This window comes from Pseudonocardia endophytica, from assembly GCF_004339565.1.
Taxonomy (GTDB): Bacteria; Actinomycetota; Actinomycetes; order Mycobacteriales; family Pseudonocardiaceae; genus Pseudonocardia; species Pseudonocardia endophytica.
Window position 1 is genome coordinate 1,529,884 of record NZ_SMFZ01000002.1, and the last position, 20,291, is coordinate 1,550,174.

The 20,291-nt window shown below is 72.6% G+C and carries 16 protein-coding genes; 7 read left to right on the plus strand and 9 right to left on the minus strand.

Going from position 1 to position 20,291, the window contains the following annotated elements; translation table 11 throughout:
* Positions 1-4: 4 nt before the first annotated feature.
* On the plus strand, positions 5-1,492 hold the full coding sequence (locus EV378_RS26090; RefSeq protein WP_132432768.1) for an APC family permease: 1,488 nt from the start codon (positions 5-7) through the stop codon (positions 1,490-1,492).
* Positions 1,489-3,081 (plus strand): GMC family oxidoreductase, encoded by a 1,593-nt coding sequence (locus EV378_RS26095; protein WP_132430043.1) that lies wholly within the window; start codon positions 1,489-1,491, stop codon positions 3,079-3,081. Before EV378_RS26090 ends, EV378_RS26095 begins: the two co-directional genes overlap by 4 nt.
* A 76-nt stretch (positions 3,082-3,157) precedes the next feature.
* Here EV378_RS26095 and EV378_RS26100 read toward each other — a convergent pair whose 3' ends face one another.
* From EV378_RS26100 to EV378_RS26120, 5 genes are all read right to left on the minus strand, one after another.
* The gene (locus EV378_RS26100; protein WP_132430044.1) at positions 3,158-3,559 is read right to left on the minus strand and encodes a hypothetical protein; all 402 of its coding nucleotides are present in this window, start codon (positions 3,557-3,559) and stop codon (positions 3,158-3,160) included.
* 137 nt (positions 3,560-3,696) lie between these two features.
* Positions 3,697-4,476 carry an enoyl-CoA hydratase/isomerase family protein gene (locus EV378_RS26105; protein WP_132432770.1) on the minus strand — a complete coding sequence of 260 codons (780 nt, stop codon included), beginning with the start codon at positions 4,474-4,476 and terminating at the stop codon, positions 3,697-3,699.
* 5 nt (positions 4,477-4,481) lie between these two features.
* A complete protein-coding gene (locus EV378_RS26110; RefSeq protein WP_132430045.1) occupies positions 4,482-6,863 on the minus strand; it encodes a beta-glucosidase family protein in 2,382 nt (793 codons plus the stop codon).
* Complete coding sequence (locus EV378_RS26115) at positions 6,860-7,621, minus strand: helical backbone metal receptor (RefSeq protein WP_132430046.1); 762 nt, start codon at positions 7,619-7,621, stop codon at positions 6,860-6,862. The genes EV378_RS26110 and EV378_RS26115 overlap by 4 nt, the downstream gene beginning before the upstream one ends.
* A 28-nt stretch (positions 7,622-7,649) precedes the next feature.
* Positions 7,650-8,552: a LysR family transcriptional regulator gene (locus EV378_RS26120; protein WP_207908870.1), complete on the minus strand. Its 903-nt coding sequence runs from the start codon at positions 8,550-8,552 to the stop codon at positions 7,650-7,652.
* 68 nt (positions 8,553-8,620) lie between these two features.
* Between EV378_RS26120 and EV378_RS26125 the strand changes: the two genes are divergently transcribed.
* A complete protein-coding gene (locus tag EV378_RS26125; RefSeq protein WP_132430047.1) occupies positions 8,621-9,844 on the plus strand; it encodes an MFS transporter in 1,224 nt (407 codons plus the stop codon).
* Between the two features lie 108 nt (positions 9,845-9,952).
* On the plus strand, positions 9,953-11,188 hold the full coding sequence (locus EV378_RS26130; protein WP_132430048.1) for an alpha/beta fold hydrolase: 1,236 nt from the start codon (positions 9,953-9,955) through the stop codon (positions 11,186-11,188).
* A 401-nt stretch (positions 11,189-11,589) separates the two neighbouring features.
* Here EV378_RS26130 and EV378_RS26135 read toward each other — a convergent pair whose 3' ends face one another.
* Positions 11,590-12,852, minus strand: coding sequence for a patatin-like phospholipase family protein (locus tag EV378_RS26135; RefSeq protein WP_207908871.1), 1,263 nt, complete (start codon positions 12,850-12,852; stop codon positions 11,590-11,592).
* A gap of 61 nt (positions 12,853-12,913) precedes the next feature.
* On the opposite strand from EV378_RS26135, the gene EV378_RS26140 reads away from it, so the two are divergent.
* Positions 12,914-13,513: an ABC transporter ATP-binding protein gene (locus tag EV378_RS26140; protein ID WP_207908872.1), complete on the plus strand. Its 600-nt coding sequence runs from the start codon at positions 12,914-12,916 to the stop codon at positions 13,511-13,513.
* Positions 13,510-14,886, plus strand: coding sequence for a DUF6297 family protein (locus EV378_RS26145; RefSeq protein WP_132430050.1), 1,377 nt, complete (start codon positions 13,510-13,512; stop codon positions 14,884-14,886). The genes EV378_RS26140 and EV378_RS26145 overlap by 4 nt, the downstream gene beginning before the upstream one ends.
* A 1-nt stretch (position 14,887) precedes the next feature.
* On the opposite strand, the gene icmF is transcribed toward EV378_RS26145, so the two are convergent.
* Positions 14,888-18,109, minus strand: coding sequence for a fused isobutyryl-CoA mutase/GTPase IcmF (gene icmF, locus EV378_RS26150; protein ID WP_132430051.1), 3,222 nt, complete (start codon positions 18,107-18,109; stop codon positions 14,888-14,890).
* 103 nt (positions 18,110-18,212) lie between these two features.
* Positions 18,213-18,563, minus strand: a complete 351-nt coding sequence (locus EV378_RS26155) for a hypothetical protein (protein ID WP_132430052.1) — start codon at positions 18,561-18,563, stop codon at positions 18,213-18,215.
* 75 nt (positions 18,564-18,638) lie between these two features.
* Between EV378_RS26155 and EV378_RS26160 the strand changes: the two genes are divergently transcribed.
* Positions 18,639-19,409, plus strand: a complete 771-nt coding sequence (locus EV378_RS26160; protein ID WP_132430053.1) for a maleylpyruvate isomerase family mycothiol-dependent enzyme — start codon at positions 18,639-18,641, stop codon at positions 19,407-19,409.
* A gap of 100 nt (positions 19,410-19,509) precedes the next feature.
* Here EV378_RS26160 and EV378_RS26165 read toward each other — a convergent pair whose 3' ends face one another.
* The gene (locus tag EV378_RS26165; RefSeq protein WP_165922490.1) at positions 19,510-20,094 is read right to left on the minus strand and encodes an HPP family protein; all 585 of its coding nucleotides are present in this window, start codon (positions 20,092-20,094) and stop codon (positions 19,510-19,512) included.
* Positions 20,095-20,291: the final 197 nt, after the last annotated feature.

Here is a 20,291-nt window from a genome sequence, read left to right on the forward strand (position 1 = left end):
CGGGATGGCCGAGTTCGGCTACAGCCAGACGCTCGACCGGTCCATCGGCAAGTTCGCCAGCTTCGCGGCCGGGATCAGCTACATCTCGATCCTGACCGGCACGTTCCAGCTGTTCTACTTCGGATTCGGCACCGGCGGCGCGCCGTACTGGTGGTCCTGGCCGATGGTCTTCGTCGGGCAGTTCACGATCGCGCTGTCGTTCGCCGAGCTCGCCGGGCGCTACCCGGTCGCCGGTTCGGTCTACAACTGGTCCAAGCGTCTCGGCGGACCCGCGACGTCCTGGATGGCCGGCTGGATGATGCTCACCGCGTCCGTCGTGACGATCTCCGCGGTCGTGCTGGCCTGGCAGCTGGTGCTTCCCCAGCTGTGGTCCGGCTTCCAGATCATCGGTGACGCGGCGGACGCCGACGACGCGGCGCTCAACGGCGTGCTGCTCGGCGCGATCCTCATCGTGTTCACCACGATCGTGAACGCGATCGGGGTCAAGCTGATGGCCCGCATCAACTCCGCGGGCGTGTTCATCGAGCTGGTCGCCGCCGTCGCCATCGTGATCGGCCTGTTCGTCAACGTCGTGAACCCGCCGTCGGTGTTGTTCGACACGCAGGGCCTCGGCGAGGGCTCCTCGTCCGGCTATCTCGGCGTGTTCCTCGTCGCGGCGCTCGCCTCCGCGTACGTCATGTACGGCTTCGACACGGCCAGCTCGCTCGGCGAGGAGACGGTCGACCCGCGCCGCACGGCGCCGAGCGCGATCCTGCGCGCCGTCGTCGCGTCGTTCGTGATCGGCGGCCTGATCCTGCTCGGGATCATCCTGGCGGCGCCGGACCTCGGCGACCCGAACCTGGGCGAGAAGTCCGGTGGCGGGCAGCAGGTGCTGCTGCAGGTGTTCGGTGGCATCGTCGGGCCGATCTTCCTGGTGGCCATCGTGATCGCCGTGCTCGTCTGCGCGCTGGCCGTGCACACGGCGGCGATCCGGCTGATGTTCGCCATGGCGCGCGACAACGCGCTGCCCGCCGGCTCCGTGCTGGCCCGCATCGACCCGGTGCGCAAGACGCCGGTGATCCCGTCGGTGCTGATCGGCGTCATCGCGATCGCGATCCTGTTCGCCAACGCCGGCGTGCCCGAGGTGTTCACGGCCGTCACCAGCGTCGCGATCATCATGATCTATCTGGCCTACCTGCTGGTGACGATCCCGTTGCTGCTCAAGCGGTTCCGCGGTGAGTGGCCGGACGAGGGGCAGAAGGGCTACTTCACGCTCGGCAAGCTCGGGCTGCCGGTCAACATCGTCGCCGTGGTCTGGGGCGCCGCGATGGCACTGAACCTGGCCTGGCCGCGCGAGGACGTCTACGGAGCGGGCTGGCTGCGGTTCATCGCGTTCATCTTCATCGGCATCGTGGCGCTGGGCGGGCTCGCCTGGTTCCTGCTCAAGGGACGCAACCAGCTGGGATGCCTGCCGGAGCACCGCGCCGCCGAGATCGAACAGGGGATGGGATGAGCACGACCGCCGACTACGTGATCGTCGGGGGCGGCTCGGCCGGGTGTGCGCTGGCCGCGCGGCTCTCCGAGGACCCGTCCGTCTCCGTCGTGCTGCTGGAGGCGGGACCGTCCGATGTGGGCGATCCGGCGATCCTGCAGCTCGCGGACTGGATGAACCTGCTGGACAGCGGTTACGACTGGGACTACCCGATCGAGCCGCAGGAGCGCGGCAACTCGCACATGCGCCACGCCAGGGCGAAGGTGCTCGGCGGGTGCTCGTCGCACAACTCGTGCATCGCGTTCTGGACGCCACGCGAGGACCTCGACGAGTGGGCCGCCTCCGGCCTCACCGGCTGGTCGGCCGACGACTGCTGGCCGCTGATCCGTCGTCTGGAGACCAACGACGGGCAGTGGCACGGTCCCGCCCACCACGGCCACGGCCGCTCCGGCCCGGTCAACCTGATGCAGATCCCGCCCCACGACCCGTGTGGTGTGTCCCTGTTGGAGGCCTGTGCCGCCGTCGGGCTGCCGACGGTGCGGTTCAACGAGGGCGTCACGGTCACAGAGGGCGCCGGGTTCTTCCAGGTCAACCGGTTCCCGGACGGGACGCGCGCGTCGTCGTCGCACTCGTACCTGCACCCGATCATGGACTCCCGGCCGAACCTGGAGATCCGGACCGACTGCTGGGCGTCGCAGGTGCTGTTCGACGGCACCCTGGCCACCGGCATCGAGTACCAGCGCGGCATCGGGCCGGGCCGGGAGACGATCACCGCGACCCGTGAGGTGATCCTCTCGGCGGGTGCGATCGACACGCCGAAGCTGCTGATGCTGTCCGGCATCGGGCCGGCTTCACACCTGCGCGACTTCGGGATCGACGTCCGCGTCGACGCTCCGGGTGTCGGGGCCAACCTCGACGACCACGTCGAAGGCCTGGTGATGTGGGACGCGGCGCGCCCGATGGTCACCGAGTCCACGCAGTGGTGGGAGATCGGTCTGTTCCACCGCACCGAGGACGGGCTGGACCGGCCGGACCTGATGATGCACTACGGCTCGGTGCCGTTCGACCTGAACACCGTCCGGCACGGCTACCCGACGACCGACAACGGGTTCTGCCTCACCCCGAACGTGACGCGCGGCCGGTCCCGCGGCACGGTCCGGCTGCGCACCAGGGACTTCCGCGACCGGGCCCGGGTCGACCCGAAGTACTTCACCGACCCGGAGGGCCACGACATGCGCGTCATGATCGAGGGCGTCCGCCTGGCCCGCCGGATCGCCGAGCAGCCCGCGCTGAAGGAGTGGGTGGCCTCGGAGCTCGCGCCCGGCCCGGACGCCGTCACCGACGACGACCTCGCCGACTACCTGATGAAGACCCACAACACCGTCTACCACCCGGCGTGCACGGCCAGGATGGGGCCGGACGGTGACCCGGACGCGGTCCTGGACCCGCAACTCCGCGTCCGCGGCGTGTCGAACCTTCGCGTCGCCGACGGGTCGGCCATGCCGTTCCTTCCGGCGGTCAACCCGAACATCACCACGATGATGATCGGCGAGAAGTGCTCGGACCTCCTGAAGGAGGCGCACGGCGGGGCGGGATCCTACCCGCGGTGATCGGTGGAACCGGTTGGATCGCGCCACTGGTGGCGCGTTGGTGCCAGTTCCGCCGATCATGGGCGGCCGGCGGGCCTCAGCCGAGCAGGCGGGACAGGAGGCCGGGGCCGCGGAAGCGGGCGCAGTCGCAGGTCGCGCAGTCGGTGCCGCGGCGGAAGTGCTCGTGCACGTCACGGTCGTGGCCGCAGCGGCACGGGTTCGTCACCGGCGCCGGGGCGGGCGGGGCGTCCGAGGGCGGCGGCCCCGCCGGGATCGGCGCCATCGGTCCGGTGTCGACCAGCGTGTCGACGGCCGGGGCGGCGACGACGGGGATCGGTCCGGTGTCGACGGTCGTGTCGACGGGCGCGGTGCCGACCGGCGTGATGTCCGGCCCCGCCGACTCGGTCGCGGGTGCGCTCCGCGGGCTGGGAACGGACGTGGTCGGGGCCGCGACGGTCGTCGCGGTGGTGCGGGTGCGCTGCTCGTAGCCGCTGTCCATCGTGTCCTCCGTGGCTCGGTTCCGTTGTCCGACACCAGGTGCATCGCCGCAGGACTCGTGAGCGAACCATCTTCGGGACCTATTCAACCGAACGTGACCCGGCGCACCCCCCGAACGGCGGAGGGTGTCGCGCAAAGTCACCGCCCGCGGAACTCCGTACGCCCCGGACCGGACTCGCGGAACGTCCGCAGTGCGGCCGGGAGGTCCTCGGTGTCGAACAGCGCCCCCGCGATCGCAGGCACGTCCGCGTCGGCGCCCTCCACACCACCGTCGCGATAGGACGCCAGCACCGCCTTCGTCGCGGCGTGCGCGACCGTCGGCCCGGACGCGAGACGGCGGGACAGCGCGCGGGTGGCGTCGTCGAAGCCCTCGACGGGCAGGACCTGGTTGACCACGCCCCAGGAGTGCAGCGTCGCGGCGTCGTAGAGGTCGCCGGTCAGCACGAACTCGGTGGCCCGGCCGATGCCGGCCCGCTCGGCGAGGCGCTGTGTCCCGCCCATCGCGGGCGTCAGTCCGACGGTCGCCTCGATCAGCCCGAACCGCGCGGCGTCGGCGGCGACGATCAGGTCGCACGCGAGCGCCAGCTCGACGCCCCAGGTCAGGCACCGCTCGTGCGCGGCGAACACGGTCGGCGCGGGCAGGGCCGCCGTCCGCCGCGTGATCGAGATCAGCGACGCGAACACCTCCGCCGCCGTCTCCCGGTCGAGCCGCTCGAACATCGCGATGTCGACGCCGCCGGTCACGATCCGGCCCTCGAAGCGGAACAGCACCGCCCGCGGCCGGGAACTCTCCAGCTCGTCGAGGGCACCGAGGAGGGCCAGGTGCATCGCGTCGTCGAACAGGTTCAACGGCGGCGCGTCCACCGTGACGACCGCGAGACCGTCCTGCTCGTCGATACGGACCGGCGTCTGCTCCATGGTGCTCACCCTGTCAGGATCCGGGCGGTCAGCGGCGTGTCGGTGACGGAGAACCCGGCGTGCACGGTGAACTCGCCCGGCTCGACGGCCCATCCGGACCCGTCGTGGTGGCGGAACGCGCGGGCGTCGATCGGCACCCGGACCGTCGTCCCGCCCGGCCCGGCGTCGACGACGGCCCATCCGGCCAGCCACCGCGCGGGTCGCTCCACGGAGGAGTCGTCGCGCGACAGGTAGACCTGCACGACCTGACGCCCCGCACGGGTACCGGTGTTCGTGAGCGCCACGGTCACGTCCGGGCCGTCGACGGTGAGCGCGTCCAGCGTCCACGACGTGTACCCGAGCCCGTGCCCGAACGGGTACGCCGGCACCTCCCCGCTGCGCAGCCAGCCCGCGTACCCGGCGTGCAGGCCCTCTTCGTAGCGCAGGACCCCGTCGTCGGGCACGCCGGTGAGCACGGCGGACTCGCTGCCGGTGGCCGGCCAGGTCGTCGGCAGCCGTCCGCCGGGTTCGCGTTCGCCGAGCAGGACGTCCGCGACGGCCTCGCCGAACCGCTCCCCGCCGAACCACCCGAGCAGGACGGCGGCGACCTCGTCGCGCCACGGCAGCAGGACCGGCGCCCCGGTGTTGACCAGCACCACCGTGTGCGGGTTCGCCCGCGCGACGGCACGGACCAGCGCGTCCTGGTGGCCGGGCAGGGCGAGCGACGTGCGGTCGGTGCCCTCGCTCTCGACGTCCGTACCGACCACGACGAGTGCGACGTCGCTCCCCGCGGCGAGCTCCGCGGCCGCGGCGATCTCGGCTTCCGGGTCGTCGACGACGATCTCCTCTCCCAGCGTCACGGCCACCGCGGGCAGGGACGACGAGACCCGCGGCCGCAGCCGGAGCGCGAGATCGACCGGATCTCCTGCCGTGTCCAGCGGGGCGGTCGCTCCGGGCGGCTCGAAGATCTCCGCGCCCGGCCCGGCACCGTCCGGGAGCGTGGTCGTCGTGTCCAGCAGCGTGATCCCGTCCGCGGTCAGCGTCATCGCGCCGACCCCGGCGCCGCCGACCCGGTGCGTCCCCGCCGGTGCGGCCCACCGGGCCCGCAGCTCGACGTGGTCGGTGCCGGCCGGCACCTCGGGCCCGAGCCAGACGAGGGTCGACGCGAGCCGGTCCTGCGCCAGCAGCTCGGTGCCGTCCGCGTCGCGGAACACGGCCCGCACACCCTGCCCGCCGGTCACCGGGTTCGTGATCGTGGCCTGCGCGAACGGCTGCACGCCCTCGGCGACCCGCGCACCCATCCGGTACCGGACGACGTCGTCGCCGAGCGCGGCCCGCAGTCCGTCCAGAGGGGACACCACTGCGGACGGGCGGACCGTCGCGCTGCCGCCGCCCTGGGTCCTGGCGAGCGACGCGCCGTGTCCCAGCACCGCGACCGACCGGATCGTCCCGGCGTCCCACGGGAGCTCCGAGGTGTTGCGCACCAGCACGGTCCCGGCCGCGGCGACCTCGCGGGCGAACGCCCGCCCGTCCTCGGCGGTCGGGTCCGCGGAAGGCGGGGGGCCCAGCGCGCCCACCCGTGAGGCGAGCCGCAGCAGCCGCCGCACCTTGTCGTCCACGACGGACTCCGGCACCCGCCCGGCGCGCACCGCCGCCACCAGGCGGTCGCCCCACACGGGCGACGGGCCGGGCATGATCAGGTGCTGGGCCGCGAGCGCGGACGCCTCGGTCGTGCGCACCGCGCCCCAGTCGGACATGACGAGGCCGTCGAACGCCCACGTGCCGGTGAGCGGCTCGTCGAGCAGCGGGTTCTCGCTCATCGTGGCGCCGTTCACGGCGTTGTAGGCGGACATCACGGCCCAGGCGCGCGCGACGACCGGCTCGAACGCGGCCAGGTACCGCTCGTGCAGCGCGCGCGTGCCGATCCGGTTGTCGACGGTGAACCGGTCGGTCTCCGCGTCGTTCGCCACGTAGTGCTTCGGCGTGGCCGCCACGCCGTGCGACTGGAGCCCGTCCACGTAGGACGCCGCGAGCGCGCCCGTCAGTGTCGGGTCCTCGGAGAGCGCCTCGAAGTGCCTGCCGCCGAACGGCGTGCGGTGCAGGTTGATCGTCGGCCCGAGGACGACGTGCACGCCCTGCCTCCGGGCCTCCGCGCCGAGTGCGGCGCCGTAGCGACGGGCCAGGTCGGTGTCCCACGTGGCGCCGAGCGCGGTCGGGGAGGGCAGTGACAGCGACGGGTCGCGCTCGTCGAACGACTCGCCGCGCACGCCGGCCGGTCCGTCGGAGAGCACCATGCGCCGCAACCCGATCGCCGGCTCCGCGACGGTGGACCAGAAGTCCGCCCCGGTGAGCAGGCGGACCTTGGCCGGCAGGTCCAGACGCCCGAGCAGCGCGTCGACGTCGGTCACGGCAGCAGCGCCGACGGCAGCACCCGCGCCGCCTCCACGAGGCTCGGTCCGTACCAGGTCAGCAACCGGCCGCTGACCAGCGCCGACGGCGCGTCGAACGCCTCCGGCCCGTCCTCGGCGGTGAACGTGTACGGCTCGTCCGGCAGGACGACGAGGTCGTGCGCCGGCAGGTCGGCCGGGTCGAACTTCGGGTAGCGCTCCGGGGAGTCGTCGAGCACGTTGTCCACGCCGAGGCGGTCCAGCACGGCGCCGGTGAACGTGTCCGACCCGACCGCCATCCACGGCCTGCGCCAGATCGGGACGACGGCGCGACGTCGTGGGGACGCGGGCGTGATCGCCGCCCAGAGCGACCGTGCCTCGCTCAGCCACCCCGGCTCGTCGAGCCGGCACGCGGCGAGCATGCGGCCCAGTGACCCGATGCCGCCGTCGACGTCGCGGATGTCGGTGACGTACACGGCGATCCCGCGCTCGCGCAGCGCGTCCAGATCGCCCGGCTTGTTCTCCTCCTGGTTCGCGAGCACCAGGTCCGGCTCCAGCGCGGCGACGGCGGCGACGTCCGGGTTCTTCGTCCCGCGGATCCGGGGTACGTCCAGGTCGGCGGGGTGCGTGCACCAGTCGGTGGCGCCGACGAGCAGTCCCGGTGCCGTCTCGGCGACGGCCTCGGTCAGCGACGGCACCAGGGAGACCACCCGCCGGACGTCGGCGGGAACCGGAACGGCGCGTCCCTCGTCGTCGATGACGTCGATCGAGTCGGCCATGACCCGACCCTAGCGCCGCGACGCGCCGCTACGCGTGCGCGAGAACGGCCGGAGCGCGGGCGGCGACGAACGCGCGCAGCGCGCGGACCGGGGGTGTCGGGCTGTCCCCGCCGCGGTGCACCATGCCGAGCGTGCGTACCGGGCGCGGGTCGCGCACCGGCAGCTGGACGACGCCCGGCACGTCCGGCGCGAGCGGCAGCAGCGTCACGCCCAGCCCCGCGCCGACCAGCCCGCGCAACGTCGCGGCGTCCCCGCCCTCGAACGCGATCCGCGGCCCGAACCCGGCCGCGCGGCACCACCCCAGCACGGGGGTGCGCAGCCCGTACCCGGGTGCGAACGCCAGGAACGGCTCCCCGGCCACCTCGGCCAGCGGCACCGGCCGGGCGTCGCCACGGTCGAGCCGGTGCCCGGACGGGACGGCGAGGCGCACCTCCTCCTCGGCCAGCGCCGTCGCGACCAGCCCCGGCTCGTCCGGCAGCGGGGACGTCAGCACGAGGTCCGCGACGCCGTCGCGCAGCCGGTCCAGCAGCACGGCGTGCCTGCCCTGCAGGAGCTCGATCCGGATGCCGGGATGCGCGTCCCGGAACGCGCGCAACAGCCGCGGCACCGCATCGGTGCCCAATGTGGACAGGAAGCCGAGTGTCACCCTGCCGTGCGCGGGGTCCGTGTCGCCGGTCAGCTCGTCGGTGGCGGCGGCCAGTTCGGCCAGCGCGGTCTCGGCACCGGCGAGCAGCGTGCGACCGGCCGCGGTCAGGCGGATCGCCCGCCCGCTGCGCGCGAACAGTGCGACGCCGAGATCCGCCTCGAGCCGCGTCATCGCCCGGCTCAGCGTCGGCTGCGGCACACCGATCCGCACTGCCGCACGCGTCATGTGCTCGGCACGGGCGACGGCCACGAACTGGTGAAGCCGCGGAGCCAGCATTTCATGCATCGCTGCATCGTAATCGTCTCTGACATGCATTGGACGCATCGAACGTCGGAGATCTACGGTCGTGCGCAATGACAACGACCGAGTTCCGCACCACCGCGCCCCACGAGCGGGGCACCCCCGGCTACCGGCGGCTCGGCGCGGCGCTGTGGTGCTCGGGACTCGCGACGTTCGTCCTCGTCTACAGCGTGCAGGGCCTGCTCCCGACGCTGGCGGACCGGTTCGGGCTCTCGTCGTCGACGGCGAGCCTCGCCCTGTCCGCGACGACCGGGACGCTCGCGCTGGCCGTGCTGCCGCTGTCCGCCGTCGTCGAGTCGTGGGGCCGGGTCCGTGTGATGACCTGGGCGCTCGGCGCGTCCGCCGTGCTGGCCGTGCTGGCGCCGCTCTCGCCGACGTTCGAGGTGCTGCTCGTCGTCCGCGCGCTGCAGGGCATCACGCTGGCCGCCCTGCCCGCGCTGTCCATGGCGCACCTGACGCACGAGGTCAGCCCCCGCCACCTCGGCGGCGCGATGGGGCTGATGATCGCCGGGAACACGCTCGGCGGGCTGACCGGACGGCTGGTGGCCGGCACCGTCGCCGACGTCGCGGGCTGGCGCGCCGGGCTCGCCGCGGTCGGCGTCGTGTCGGTCGGAGCGGCCGTCGCGTTCCGGATGCTGCTGCCGCCCGCTACCGCACCAGCGCCGAGCCACACCCGGCTGCGCGACCTCGGCGGACCGCTGCGGCGCCACCTGCGCGACCCAGGCCTGCTCTGCCTGTTCGGCATCGCGTTCCTGCTCATGGGGTCGTTCGTCTCCGTCTACAACTACCTCGGCTTCCGCCTGCTCGGGCCGCCGTTCCTGTTGCCGGGCACGGTCGTCGGGCTGATCTTCCTCGGGTATCTGGCCGGCAGCGGCGCGTCGACGACGGCCGGTCGCCTCGGCGACCGGTTCGGCCGCAGGCGGGTGCTGTGGGTGTCGGTGCTGACCGCGATCGCCGGTGTCTGGATCACCGCGCCGGACTCGCTGGTTACGATCGTGGTCGGCCTGCTGCTCGTCACGGTCGGCTTCTTCGGCGCACACTCGGTCGCGTCGAGCTGGGTGGGGCGGCGCTCCGCGCTGCTCGACGGCGGGGTGCCGGCCCAGGCGTCGTCGCTCTACCTGCTCGGCTACTACGCCGGGTCCAGCGCCGGTGGCGCCGCGGGCGGTCTCGCGTTCGACGGGTTCGGCTGGCTGGGTCTCGTCGTCTACGTCTCCGCGCTGCTCGCCGCCGCGCTCGTGCTGGCCCTCGTGCTCCGACGCGTCCGCGCCGCCGTGTGATCGTCCGCCGTGTGTGATCGTCCGCCGTGTGATCGCCGCCTCGGTCGGGGAGGGAACGGGAACCGGCGACGGTCGTCGTACGTCGTTCGGGTGAGGTGGGGAGGCGGCATGGCGCGCAGCACGGTCGAGACGTGGTCCGGTCTCGCACGCTCGGAGGTGGCGCGCGGCGGCGGCGCGGTGGAGCGCCCGGCCGGTCCGGACGCCCGCCTCCTGGTGCGCTGGGTCCGTACCGCGCCGCGCGCCGACCTCCCGCCGGTGCTGGCGATCCCCGGTGGACCGGGACTGGCGTCCGTGCTGCCGTACCGGGCGTTGCGGCGCAGGGCCACCCGGCGCGGCCTGGATCTGATCATGGTCGAGCACCGCGGCATCGGTCTGTCCCGGCGTGACCTCGACGGCACCGACCTCGCGGTCGAGCACGTCACGGTCACCGACGCCGTCGACGACCTGGCCGCCGTTCTGGACGCGGCGGGCGTCGCCCGCGCCGTCGTGTACGGATCGTCCTACGGCACCTACCTGGCGCAGGCGTTCGGCGTGCGCCACCCGGACCGCGTCGCGGGCATGGTGCTCGACTCGCCGATGCTCTCCGTCGTCGACGACCTCGCGACCGTCCGTGCCCACCTGCGCCGCCTGCTGTGGGACGGGCTGGACCCGGACACCGCGCGCAGTGCCGCGTTGTTGCGCCGCATGGTCTCCGACGGCGTCGTGGCCGCGGACGAGATCGGCCTGCCGGTCCAGATCGCCTACGAGTTCGGCGGCCCGGCGCTGCTCGCGCGGCTGCTCGGGACGCGATCCCGCCGTGGTGCCGGACTGACCTGGCGGGAGATCGTCCGGATCGGGACGAGCGAGGTCGACGGCCCGGGGCGACCGCTGGTCTACGAACCGGATCTGGTGCGCGGCATCGCGTTCGGCGAGCTCGGCTTCGGCCTGCCGCCGGACGGGCACCCGCTGGACCCGCAGCGGGCGTTCGCCGGCGCCGCGCGGGACGCGCCGGAGTTCGCGGGGGAGCCGTTCGACCTGCCCGACGCGCTCGGGTCGTTCGCGTGGCCGCTCGCCGTCGTGTCCGGAGACCGTGACCTCCGGACGCCCCGCCCGATCGCGGAACGGATCGTCGGGCTCGCCCAGGACGCCGTGCTCGTGCCGCTGTCCGCGACCGGTCACAGCGCGCTGGACACCCACCACCTCGCCGCGCTGGAGATCGCGGGCCGTGTGGCGGCCGGTGAGCACCGCACGCTGCCCGGCGACGCCGCCACGATCGCCGCGTCACCACGGCGGGGCGCGTCCGGACTGCTCGGTCCCCTGGTCTCGACGGGCCTTGCGGTCGATCGGCTGCGTCCGGCGCGCTGAGTGCGTGGTATCACTCGACCGTCGCCACGCCCCGTCGGAGCACGGGGTGCTGTCGGCCGACCGGGGTATGCCATCGGCCGACACGCCGGCAACTGATCGGCCGTTGGTGCCTCATCTCGCCGATCCGGAACCGCCGCCTGTCCGATTCGTCCCCCGATCGGCCCAGCGACCCGCGTGCGGGTCCATGTATCGATCTGGCAACGTGGAGATCGCCCCCAGCAGCAAGACATCAGGAGGAACTCCCGGTGAAGAACTTCGGACGTGCGCTGTCCAAGGCCGCCGAGTCGGTCGTCGAGGCCGTCGGCATTCTCGGTGGTTGGAACCGCGGCCGGCGCAAGCCGGTCCGCCGCTGATCGCACACACGACGTCGGCCCGTGTCGGGGCGGGTGGACGTTCCAGATCTACCGGCGGCGACCGAGGTGTAGCCCGGTCAGCCCGCCGCGGTCGTCGAACCTGGCGCTGATCACGCCCCGGTGGTCGTCGCGTCGCGCGGCCCAGACGACGTCGTCGCCCACCCGCTGGATCCGTGCCGTGTCCAGTGTCGCGGCCGCCAGCACGTCGTCGACGACGTCGTGGACGCGCGCCCGCGTGCCTCGCCCGTGCGGCGGGAACGGCGTGTCGGACACCAGGGTCGCCTCGTCCGCGGCCAGCTTGCGGACGGCAGCGGCGTCGCCGCCGGTCCACGCCCGCTCGAACTCCAGCGCGGCGAGGAACCGATCCGCCTGGCCCCGCCCCGCGTCGCGCAGCCGGTGCAGGAACGCCGGGCTCCGGTCCAGTTTGGACGCGGCGCCGAGCGTCCTGGGCAGGACGCTGCGCGGCAGTTCGATCACCCGCACGACGGTCCGGCCGATCTCCCCGCCGGGGGACAGGCGCCCGTCGTCGATCAGCGCGTTGAGCGTCTCGACGAACGCGAGCTCCTGGTAGAGCGACAGGTTCCCGGACAGCTCGCCGCGGCGGTCCGCGATCTCGGTGAGCGTGCGCGGCACCTCGTCCACGGTGGACGGCGTGATCTGGACGACCCACAGCTCGTCGGGCAGCGCGGCGAGCAGGTCGCGCACCGGAGGGTTCTGCGAGAACAGGCCGTCCCAGTAGGTGCCGCCCGCCGTGGTCACGGCGCGGAACAGGTTCGGGATCGCCGCGGAGGCCGCGACGCTGTCCACCGTGATCCGCTCGCGACGGCTGGAGAACGCGCGGAAGTCGCCGGTCAGCACGTCGACGGCGCCCATCACGAGCAGCGGGAACGCCGCGTCCGGGTCGGCCGCGATGCGCGTGAAGTCGACGTGGCGCTCGAGCAGCTCCCGGAACGCGGCGGCGGCGAACTCCGGTACGGCGTACGGGCTGACACCGGGCAGCGCGTCGAGGTTCTGCAGTACGCCAGCGGCGACCGTGCCGGCGTTGAGCACGCCCGCCGCGATCCCGTCGGCGGCGTTGTCCTCCCAGAACGCGTCCAGCCGCGCGGCGGCCGCTGACGGGTCGCCGTCACGCAGCGCGGTCCAGGCGAGCAGTGCGCAGATCGCCCCGCCGGACGTGCCGGAGATCCCGGTGACCCGGTGCCCGGCGAGTTCCGGGGCGCCGAGCAGGCGGCCGAGCACCCCGGCACCGAACGCGGAGTGGCTGCCGCCACCCTGACAGGCGATCACGACGTTCCGACCGGGCTGCGTCACGCCGTCCAGTATCGGCGATAGCGTGGCCCGGGGGTGAGCAGCCGTGTTGCAGGTCCGTGGTGTGACCAAGGCGTACGGGCCGGTCCCGCTGTTCCGCGACGTCTCGTTCGACGTGCCCGCCGGGACCGCCACCGCGCTCGTCGGCCCGAACGGGACCGGCAAGTCGACGCTGCTGCGGTGCGTGCTCGGCACCGAACGGTTCGACGACGGCGTGGCGTCCCTGGACGGCGAGCCGCTCGACGAGCGTGACCCGGCCGTCCGCGCCTCGGTCGCCGCGTCGATCGAGGAGCTGAGCGCGTTCGCCGAGCTCTCCGTGCTGGAGCACCTGGACCTGCTGGCCTGCGCGCACGACGTCGAGCGCCCCTCCGCCGCGGTGGACGCCGTCCTCGACGAGACCGGACTGGCCGCCGTCGCGCACCAGTTGCCGGTCACGCTGTCCAGCGGGCAGCGGCAGCGGCTCGCGCTCGCGTCGTGCCTCGTCCGCCCACGTCGCGTGCTGATGCTCGACGAGCCGGAGCAGAGCCTGGACACCGACGGCCGCGCCTGGCTGGCCGAGCGTCTCCGCCGGGAGACCCGCGACGGCGTCGCCGTGCTGTTCGCCTGCCACGACGGCGCGCTGATCGAGCACGTCGCCGACGACGTCGTCCGGCTCGGCACATGACGGCCGCTGTCGCGTGGACCCCGGTCCGGCGACACCTGCGCGCGGTGCGGCGCAGCCACGGCACCCGCTCGCCGCGCGCGATCCTGGGCCTGGTCTACGAGTACCTGCTGTACGCGTTCATCGCCGGCGGAGTGCTGGTCACGGCCCTGAGCCATGCGATCGGCACGTTCGCGACGCCGTCCGGCGGGACCGCGGGGTGGCTGGCTGGTGCGCTGGCGGTCGGCGGGACCGCCTGTCTGGCAACGGGTCTCGTCGGTCTCGGGCCGATCGTCGCGGGGCCGGCGACGGCATCCTGGCTGCTGCCGTCCCCGCTCCGGCGCCGGGACCTGCTGGGCGCGCGGTCCGCCGCGGTCGTCGCCGGGACGGCGGTCCTCGCGGCGGGTGTGGCCGCGCTGGTCGCCGCGAGCGTGTCCGGCCAGGAGCCTCTCCCGGTCGCGGGAGTCGGTGCCGCGGTGGGCGCCCTGATCGCGACGACGGCCGTGCTGGTCCAGACCGCGGGCGCCGCTGTCTCGCGGTGGGCTGCCGGGATCGCCAGGGCCGGGCTGGGCCTGTCGCTCCTGGCCGTCCTCGTGCTCGTGCTGGTGACCCGGGCCGGCGGCACGCCCCCGCCCGTCGATGGCGCGGTGCCGGTGGTCGCGATCGTCGCGCCCGCGCCGGCGGCGGTGATCGTCGGGGTCGTCGCGTTCCGGCGGCTCGACCGTGTGGGGACACCGTCGCTCACCCGAGGCGCCCCGCTCGTCGCGGCACTGTGGTCGTCGTCGGTCGCGCTCGATGCGGGCGTCGCCACGTCGGTGGTCGAGGAACGTCGTCTGCGACGACGGCCGGTCGTCCGTTCCCGACGGAACCGGCGGCCGGGCCGTCGGCGGGCGCTCATCCGGTCGTCGGCTGTCGCGGCCCTGCGACACCGCTCGGCGTGGGCGTGGTCGGCGGGACTGGTCGTCGTGCCCTACGCCGCGGCGCTGATGGCCCCGGCGTTCGTCGTCCCGGTGGTGCAGCTCGCCTGCGCCACGGTCGTCTGCTCCCGGTTCGCGACGGCCCTGCGCGCCGTCGCCGGGTCCGCCGCGCTCCGTCGCATCGTCGGCGGTGGTGACCGTGAACTGCTCGTGCTGCAGGGTGTCGTGCCGCTGCTCGCGGTCACGGTGTGGACGGTGCCGGTCTGCGCATCTGCCGGGACCACCGCGTCGCTCCTGCTGCTCCCTCTCAGCGCACTCGCGGTCGTCGCACGCCACGCGACGCGACCGCCACGGGCCGCGACGATGACGCTCTACGAGACGCCGATGGGCATCTCGATCCCGGTCGAGCTGGTACAGGACCTGTCACGCGGACCGACCCTGTTCGCCGTGCTCGCCGGGATCCAGATGCTTCTCGGCTAGATCACATGTTGCGCCGGTACTGACCGCCGACCTCGAAGAACGCGTTCGTCAACTGCCCGAGCGAGCAGACCCGCGCGGCGCGCATCAGCTCGTCGAACACGTTGCCCTCACCGGTCGCGACGTCCTGCAGACGCCGCAGGGCCTGCTCCGCCTCGGTCCGGTTGCGGGTCTGGAAGTCCTCCAGCCGCTCCAGCTGGGACTTCTTCTCCTCCTCGGTCGCGCGGGCGAGCTCGAGCTCCTGCGGCTCCTCGCCGTCGGCGCTCTCCGGCTTGAGGAACGTGTTCACGCCGATGATCGGCAGGCTGCCCTCGTGCTTGCGGTGCTCGTAGAGCATCGACTCGTCCTGGATCTTGCCCCGCTGGTAGCCGGTCTCCATGGCGCCCAGCACGCCGCCGCGCTCGGCGATCGAGTCGAACTCGGAGAGCACGGCCTCCTCGACGAGGTCGGTCAGCTCGTCGATGACGAACGAACCCTGGAGCGGGTTCTCGTTCATCGAGAGGCCCCACTCCTTGTTGATGATCATCTGGATGGCCAGCGCGCGGCGCACCGACTCCTGCGACGGCGTCGTGACCGCCTCGTCGTAGGCGTTGGTGTGCAACGAGTTCGCGTTGTCGTACAGCGCACAGAGCGCCTGCAGCGTGGTGCGGATGTCGTTGAAGTTCATCTCCTGCGCGTGCAGCGAACGACCGGAGGTCTGCACGTGGTACTTCAGCTTCTGGCTGCGCTCGTTCGCCCCGTAGCGGTCGCGCATCGCCACCGCCCAGATCCGCCGTGCCACGCGGCCGATCACCGAGTACTCGGCGTCCATCCCGTTGGAGAAGAAGAACGACAGGTTCGGCGCGAAGTCGTCGACGTCCATCCCGCGCGCCAGGTAGCTCTCGACGAACGTGAAGCCGTTCGCGAGCGTGAACGCCAGCTGGCTGATCGGGTTCGCCCCGGCCTCGGCGATGTGGTACCCGGAGATCGAGACCGAGTAGAAGTTCCGCACCTCGTGGGCGATGAACCACTCCTGGATGTCGGCCATCATCCGCAGCGAGAACTCGGTGGAGAAGATGCAGGTGTTCTGGCCCTGGTCCTCCTTGAGGATGTCGGCCTGCACCGTGCCGCGGACGGACCGCAGCGCGCGCGCCGTCAGCTCCTCGTGCTCGGCCTCGTCGGGCTCGCGGTCGTGCTCGGAGCGGAACGCGTCCACCTGCTGGTCGATCGCGGTGTTCAGGAAGTAGGCCAGGATCGTCGGCGCCGGGCCGTTGATCGTCATCGAGACCGAGGTCGTCGGCGAGCACAGGTCGAACCCGTCGTAGAGCGCCTTCAGGTCGTCCAGCGTGGCGATCGAGACGCCGGACGTGCCGACCTTGCCGTACACGTCGGGACGGGTCTCCGGGTCGTGCCCGTAGAGCGTCACCGAGTCGAACGCCGTGGACAGCCGCTTGGCGTCGGAGTCCTGGGAGAGGTACTTGAAACGGCGGTTCGTGCGGAACGGGTCGCCCTCGCCGGCGAACATGCGCGCCGGGTCCTCGCCCTCGCGCTTGAACGGGAAGACGCCCGCCGTGAACGGGAAGTACCCGGGCAGGTTCTCCTTGCGCAGGAAACGCAGCAGCTCCGCGTCGTCGGTGTACTTCGGCAGCGAGACCCGGCGGACCTTGTTGCCGGAGAGCGTCTCCTTCGTCAGCTGGACGCGGATCTCCTTGTCCCGCACGGTGTACGCCCACTCGTCGCCGGAGTAGTCCTCGACCACAGACGGCCAGTTCTCCAGCAGCTCGCCGGACTCCGCCGGGAGCTTCTTCTCGGCCTTGCGCAGCGCCTCGTCCACCGAGTCGCCGACGAGCTCCCTGGCCGTGCGCAGGTGCTGACGGGTGCGCGCGGCGTCGACGTGGGCGTCGGTGTCCTCGTGGTACCCACGGACGGTCTGCGAGATCTCCGCGAGGTAGCGGACCTTCTCCGGAGGGATCACGGCGGCGTACTCGGTGGAGGTCTTGCCCTCCACCCTCGGGAGCCTGCCCTCGCCGAGGGTCAGCCCGTCCTCGGCCAGGATCCCGACGAGGTGCTGGTAGAGCGCGGTGACGCCGTCGTCGTTGAACGTGGCGGCGGACGTGCCGAAGACCGGCATGTCCTCCCAGCTCGCGCCGAAGTCCTCGCGGTTGCGCACGAGCTGGCGCCCGACGTCACGTCGCGCGTCCTCGGCGCCGCGGCGCTCGAACTTGTTGATCGCGACGACGTCGGCGAAGTCCAGCATGTCGATCTTCTCGAGCTGCGACGCGGCGCCGAACTCCGGCGTCATCACGTACAGCGAGTGGTCGACGAACGGCACGATGCCGGCGTCGCCCTGCCCGATGCCGGGCGTCTCGACGACCACCATGTCGAACCCGGCGGCCTTCAGCACCGAGATCGCGTCGCCCAGGTTCTCCGGCAGCCCGCTGTCGGTGCCGCGCGCGGCCATCGACCGGAAGAACACCCGGTCGCCGGAGAGCGCGTTCATCCGGATCCGGTCGCCGAGCAGCGCGCCGCCACCCTTGCGACGGGTCGGGTCGACGGCCAGCACGGCGATCCGGAGCTTGTCCTCCTGGTCGAGGCGGATGCGACGGACGAGCTCGTCGGTCAGCGACGACTTTCCGGACCCGCCGGTTCCGGTGATGCCCAGGACCGGGACGGAGCGCTCGGACTCGCTGATCCGCTGTTTCACGTCGTCGGGGAGCGTGCCGGCCTCGGCCAGCGTGAGGGCGCGGGCGAGGGTCGCCGCCTCGCCGGAGAACACGCCGTCGTACGACGACGGCGGCTCGGCACTCAGGTCGACGTCGCACTCCTCGATCATGATGTTGATCATTCCGGGGAGGCCGAGATGCTGGCCGTCCTCCGGGGAGAAGATGCGGGCGACGCCACGCGAGTGCAGCAGCTCGATCTCCTTGGGGACGATCACGCCCCCGCCGCCGCCGTAGACCTTGATGTGCCCGGCGCCGCGCTCGGAGAGAAGTTCGACCAGGTAGGAGAAGTACTCGACGTGCCCACCCTGGTACGAGCTGATGGCGATGCCCTGCGCGTCCTCCTGGATCGCGGCGGTCACCACCTCGTCCACCGAACGGTTGTGTCCGAGGTGGACGACCTCGGCTCCCTGCTTCTGCAGGATCCGGCGCATGATGTTGATCGCGGCGTCGTGCCCGTCGAACAGGCTGGCGGCGGTCACGAAACGGACCGGATTCGTGGGTACGTGCAGCTCCGAGTCGGCCATCGACCCGCTCCTCCCGCCGGGCAGGTCGGAGCGCCCGGCGGGATTTAGTTTGACATCCTAGTATCGGACGTACAAGTGTCCGGCCGGTCACACCCGAGTGGGGCTATGCGGCACGCCAGCGCAGGTCAGAGGGATGGTCGTCCTCCGTGTCGTCGTCGGATCCGGCGGTCGTCCGCGCGTGTTGCCGCGCCTCGCGCGGCGCGGGAACAGCCTCCCGGATCCTGCGCGGAGCGAACGGGGCGATGGTCTGCCGAGCCTCGTGCGCGCGCCGGTCCCGGCGGTACTGACGGACCGCTCCTCCGACGACGCCCACGACGATCAGGAACACGCCCGTCACGATCATGCCCGGCACGGCGAGGGCCGGGAAGGCGGCCACCGCGACGAACGCCAGGAACGGCCACCACAACAGGGCACGCCCCACCCCGTGTCGCGTCCAGTCACGGTGAACGGGCATGGAAGATCTCTACCCCATTCCGGAGATCAACATGCGGATTGGGGCGGAACTCGCCCGAGACGTTACGTTGTGGCCATGTCCGAGTCCCCGGCGGGCCCGTACGCCGCCACTCTCACCACGGAGAACGACCGGCTGGCGGCACTGCTCGCCGAGGCCGACCCGTCGGCGCCCGTCCCGACGTGTCCCGGCTGGGATCTCTCGCAGCTCCTCAAGCACGTCGGGCGGGGGCATCGCTGGGCGGCGCAGATGGTCGCCTCCCGGGCCACCGATGTGCTCGACCCGCGCGAGGTCGTCGGCGGGAAGCCGCCGGCCGGCGGGCCCGAGGGAGCTGCGGAGTGGTTGCGCGACAGCGTCACCGAGCTCCTCGACGCGGTCGAGTCCGTCGGCGTCGACGCTCCTGTGTGGACGTTCACCGGACCGAAGCCCTCCGCGTGGTGGGTGCGCCGCCGCCTGCACGAGGCGACCGTGCACCGCGGTGACGCCGTGATCGCGCTCGGCCGGGCGTTCGACATCGCGCCCGACGTCGCGGCGGACGGCGTGTCCGAGTGGCTCGACCTGCTCGCCGCCCGGCCCGTCGGGGACGAACCTCCGCTCGCGGACGGAGCGACCCTGCACCTGCACGCCACCGACGACGCCCTCGGCGCCGCCGGGGAGTGGTTGATCCGCTCCGACGGCGGCGCGGTGGTCTGGGAGCACGGGCACGGCAAGGGCGACGCGGCCGTCCGCGGCCCGGCGGCGGACCTGCTCCTCGGCACGCTGCGCCGCATCCCTGCCGACTCGGACCGCCTGGAGGTGTTGGGGGACAAGCAGACCTGGACCACCTGGCTGGCCCGCACCGGCTTCTGACCCGGCCACGACGATCGGGCGAGAGCTCCGCCCGTCCGACCCGGCTGGACGAGAGTGGTTCGCGCGCAAGGGGTTCGCACCCGCACCCGGGCGTCTCGGATCACCACCAGCGTGTCGGGTAGTGGCGTCGATGGTCGGTGCTCACGTTGTTGAGCAGCAGCCCGACCACCAGTAGTGCCACGGAGCCGCTGAGCACCGGCGTGACGACGTAGCCGTAACCGAGTGGATGGACCGACTCCGTGGTCGCCCCGATGAGTGCCGTCGCTCCGGCCGGTGGGTGGACCGCCCGCGCCAGCAGCATCACCGCCACCGCCACGGCTACGGCGATGGCCCCGACCAGCCCCGCGTCGACGTGCAGCAGTCGGTAGCAGGACACGCCGACGACAGCGGAGAGCACGTGCCCGCCGACGAGGTTGCGGGGTTGCGACAGGGGTGACTGCGGCACTCCGTAGACGAGGACGGCCGAGGCGCCCATCGATCCGACCAGGAAGAGCGGGCCGGCCGAAGGGAGCGACGCGAGCCTCGCCGGCACCTCGACGGCCAGCAGTCCCAGAAGTGCGCCGAGCGCCGCGTAGGCCACGTGATGGTGGGGCACCTGGTCGACCGGAGGGTTCCTGCCGACCATGCGGCGGAAGTACGACGGTACGTCCGGTCCGGATCCAGCGCCCTGCAGGTCGTCCGCCACGCCACGTAACATATGACGTTAACGTCAGGGTAACAAGTGTGCTGCGAGCGGCGACCGTTCGGCGGGCGATGCTTCCCAAGCGGCGGTAAGCGGGACGCCCCCATCGTGATCGTTCTCGGAGGAGTCGGGTTGCCCTTCTTGCCGACCGTGGTTCAAGATATCTCACGCTTAGGTACGATATTGTGAGGCCATGGAGG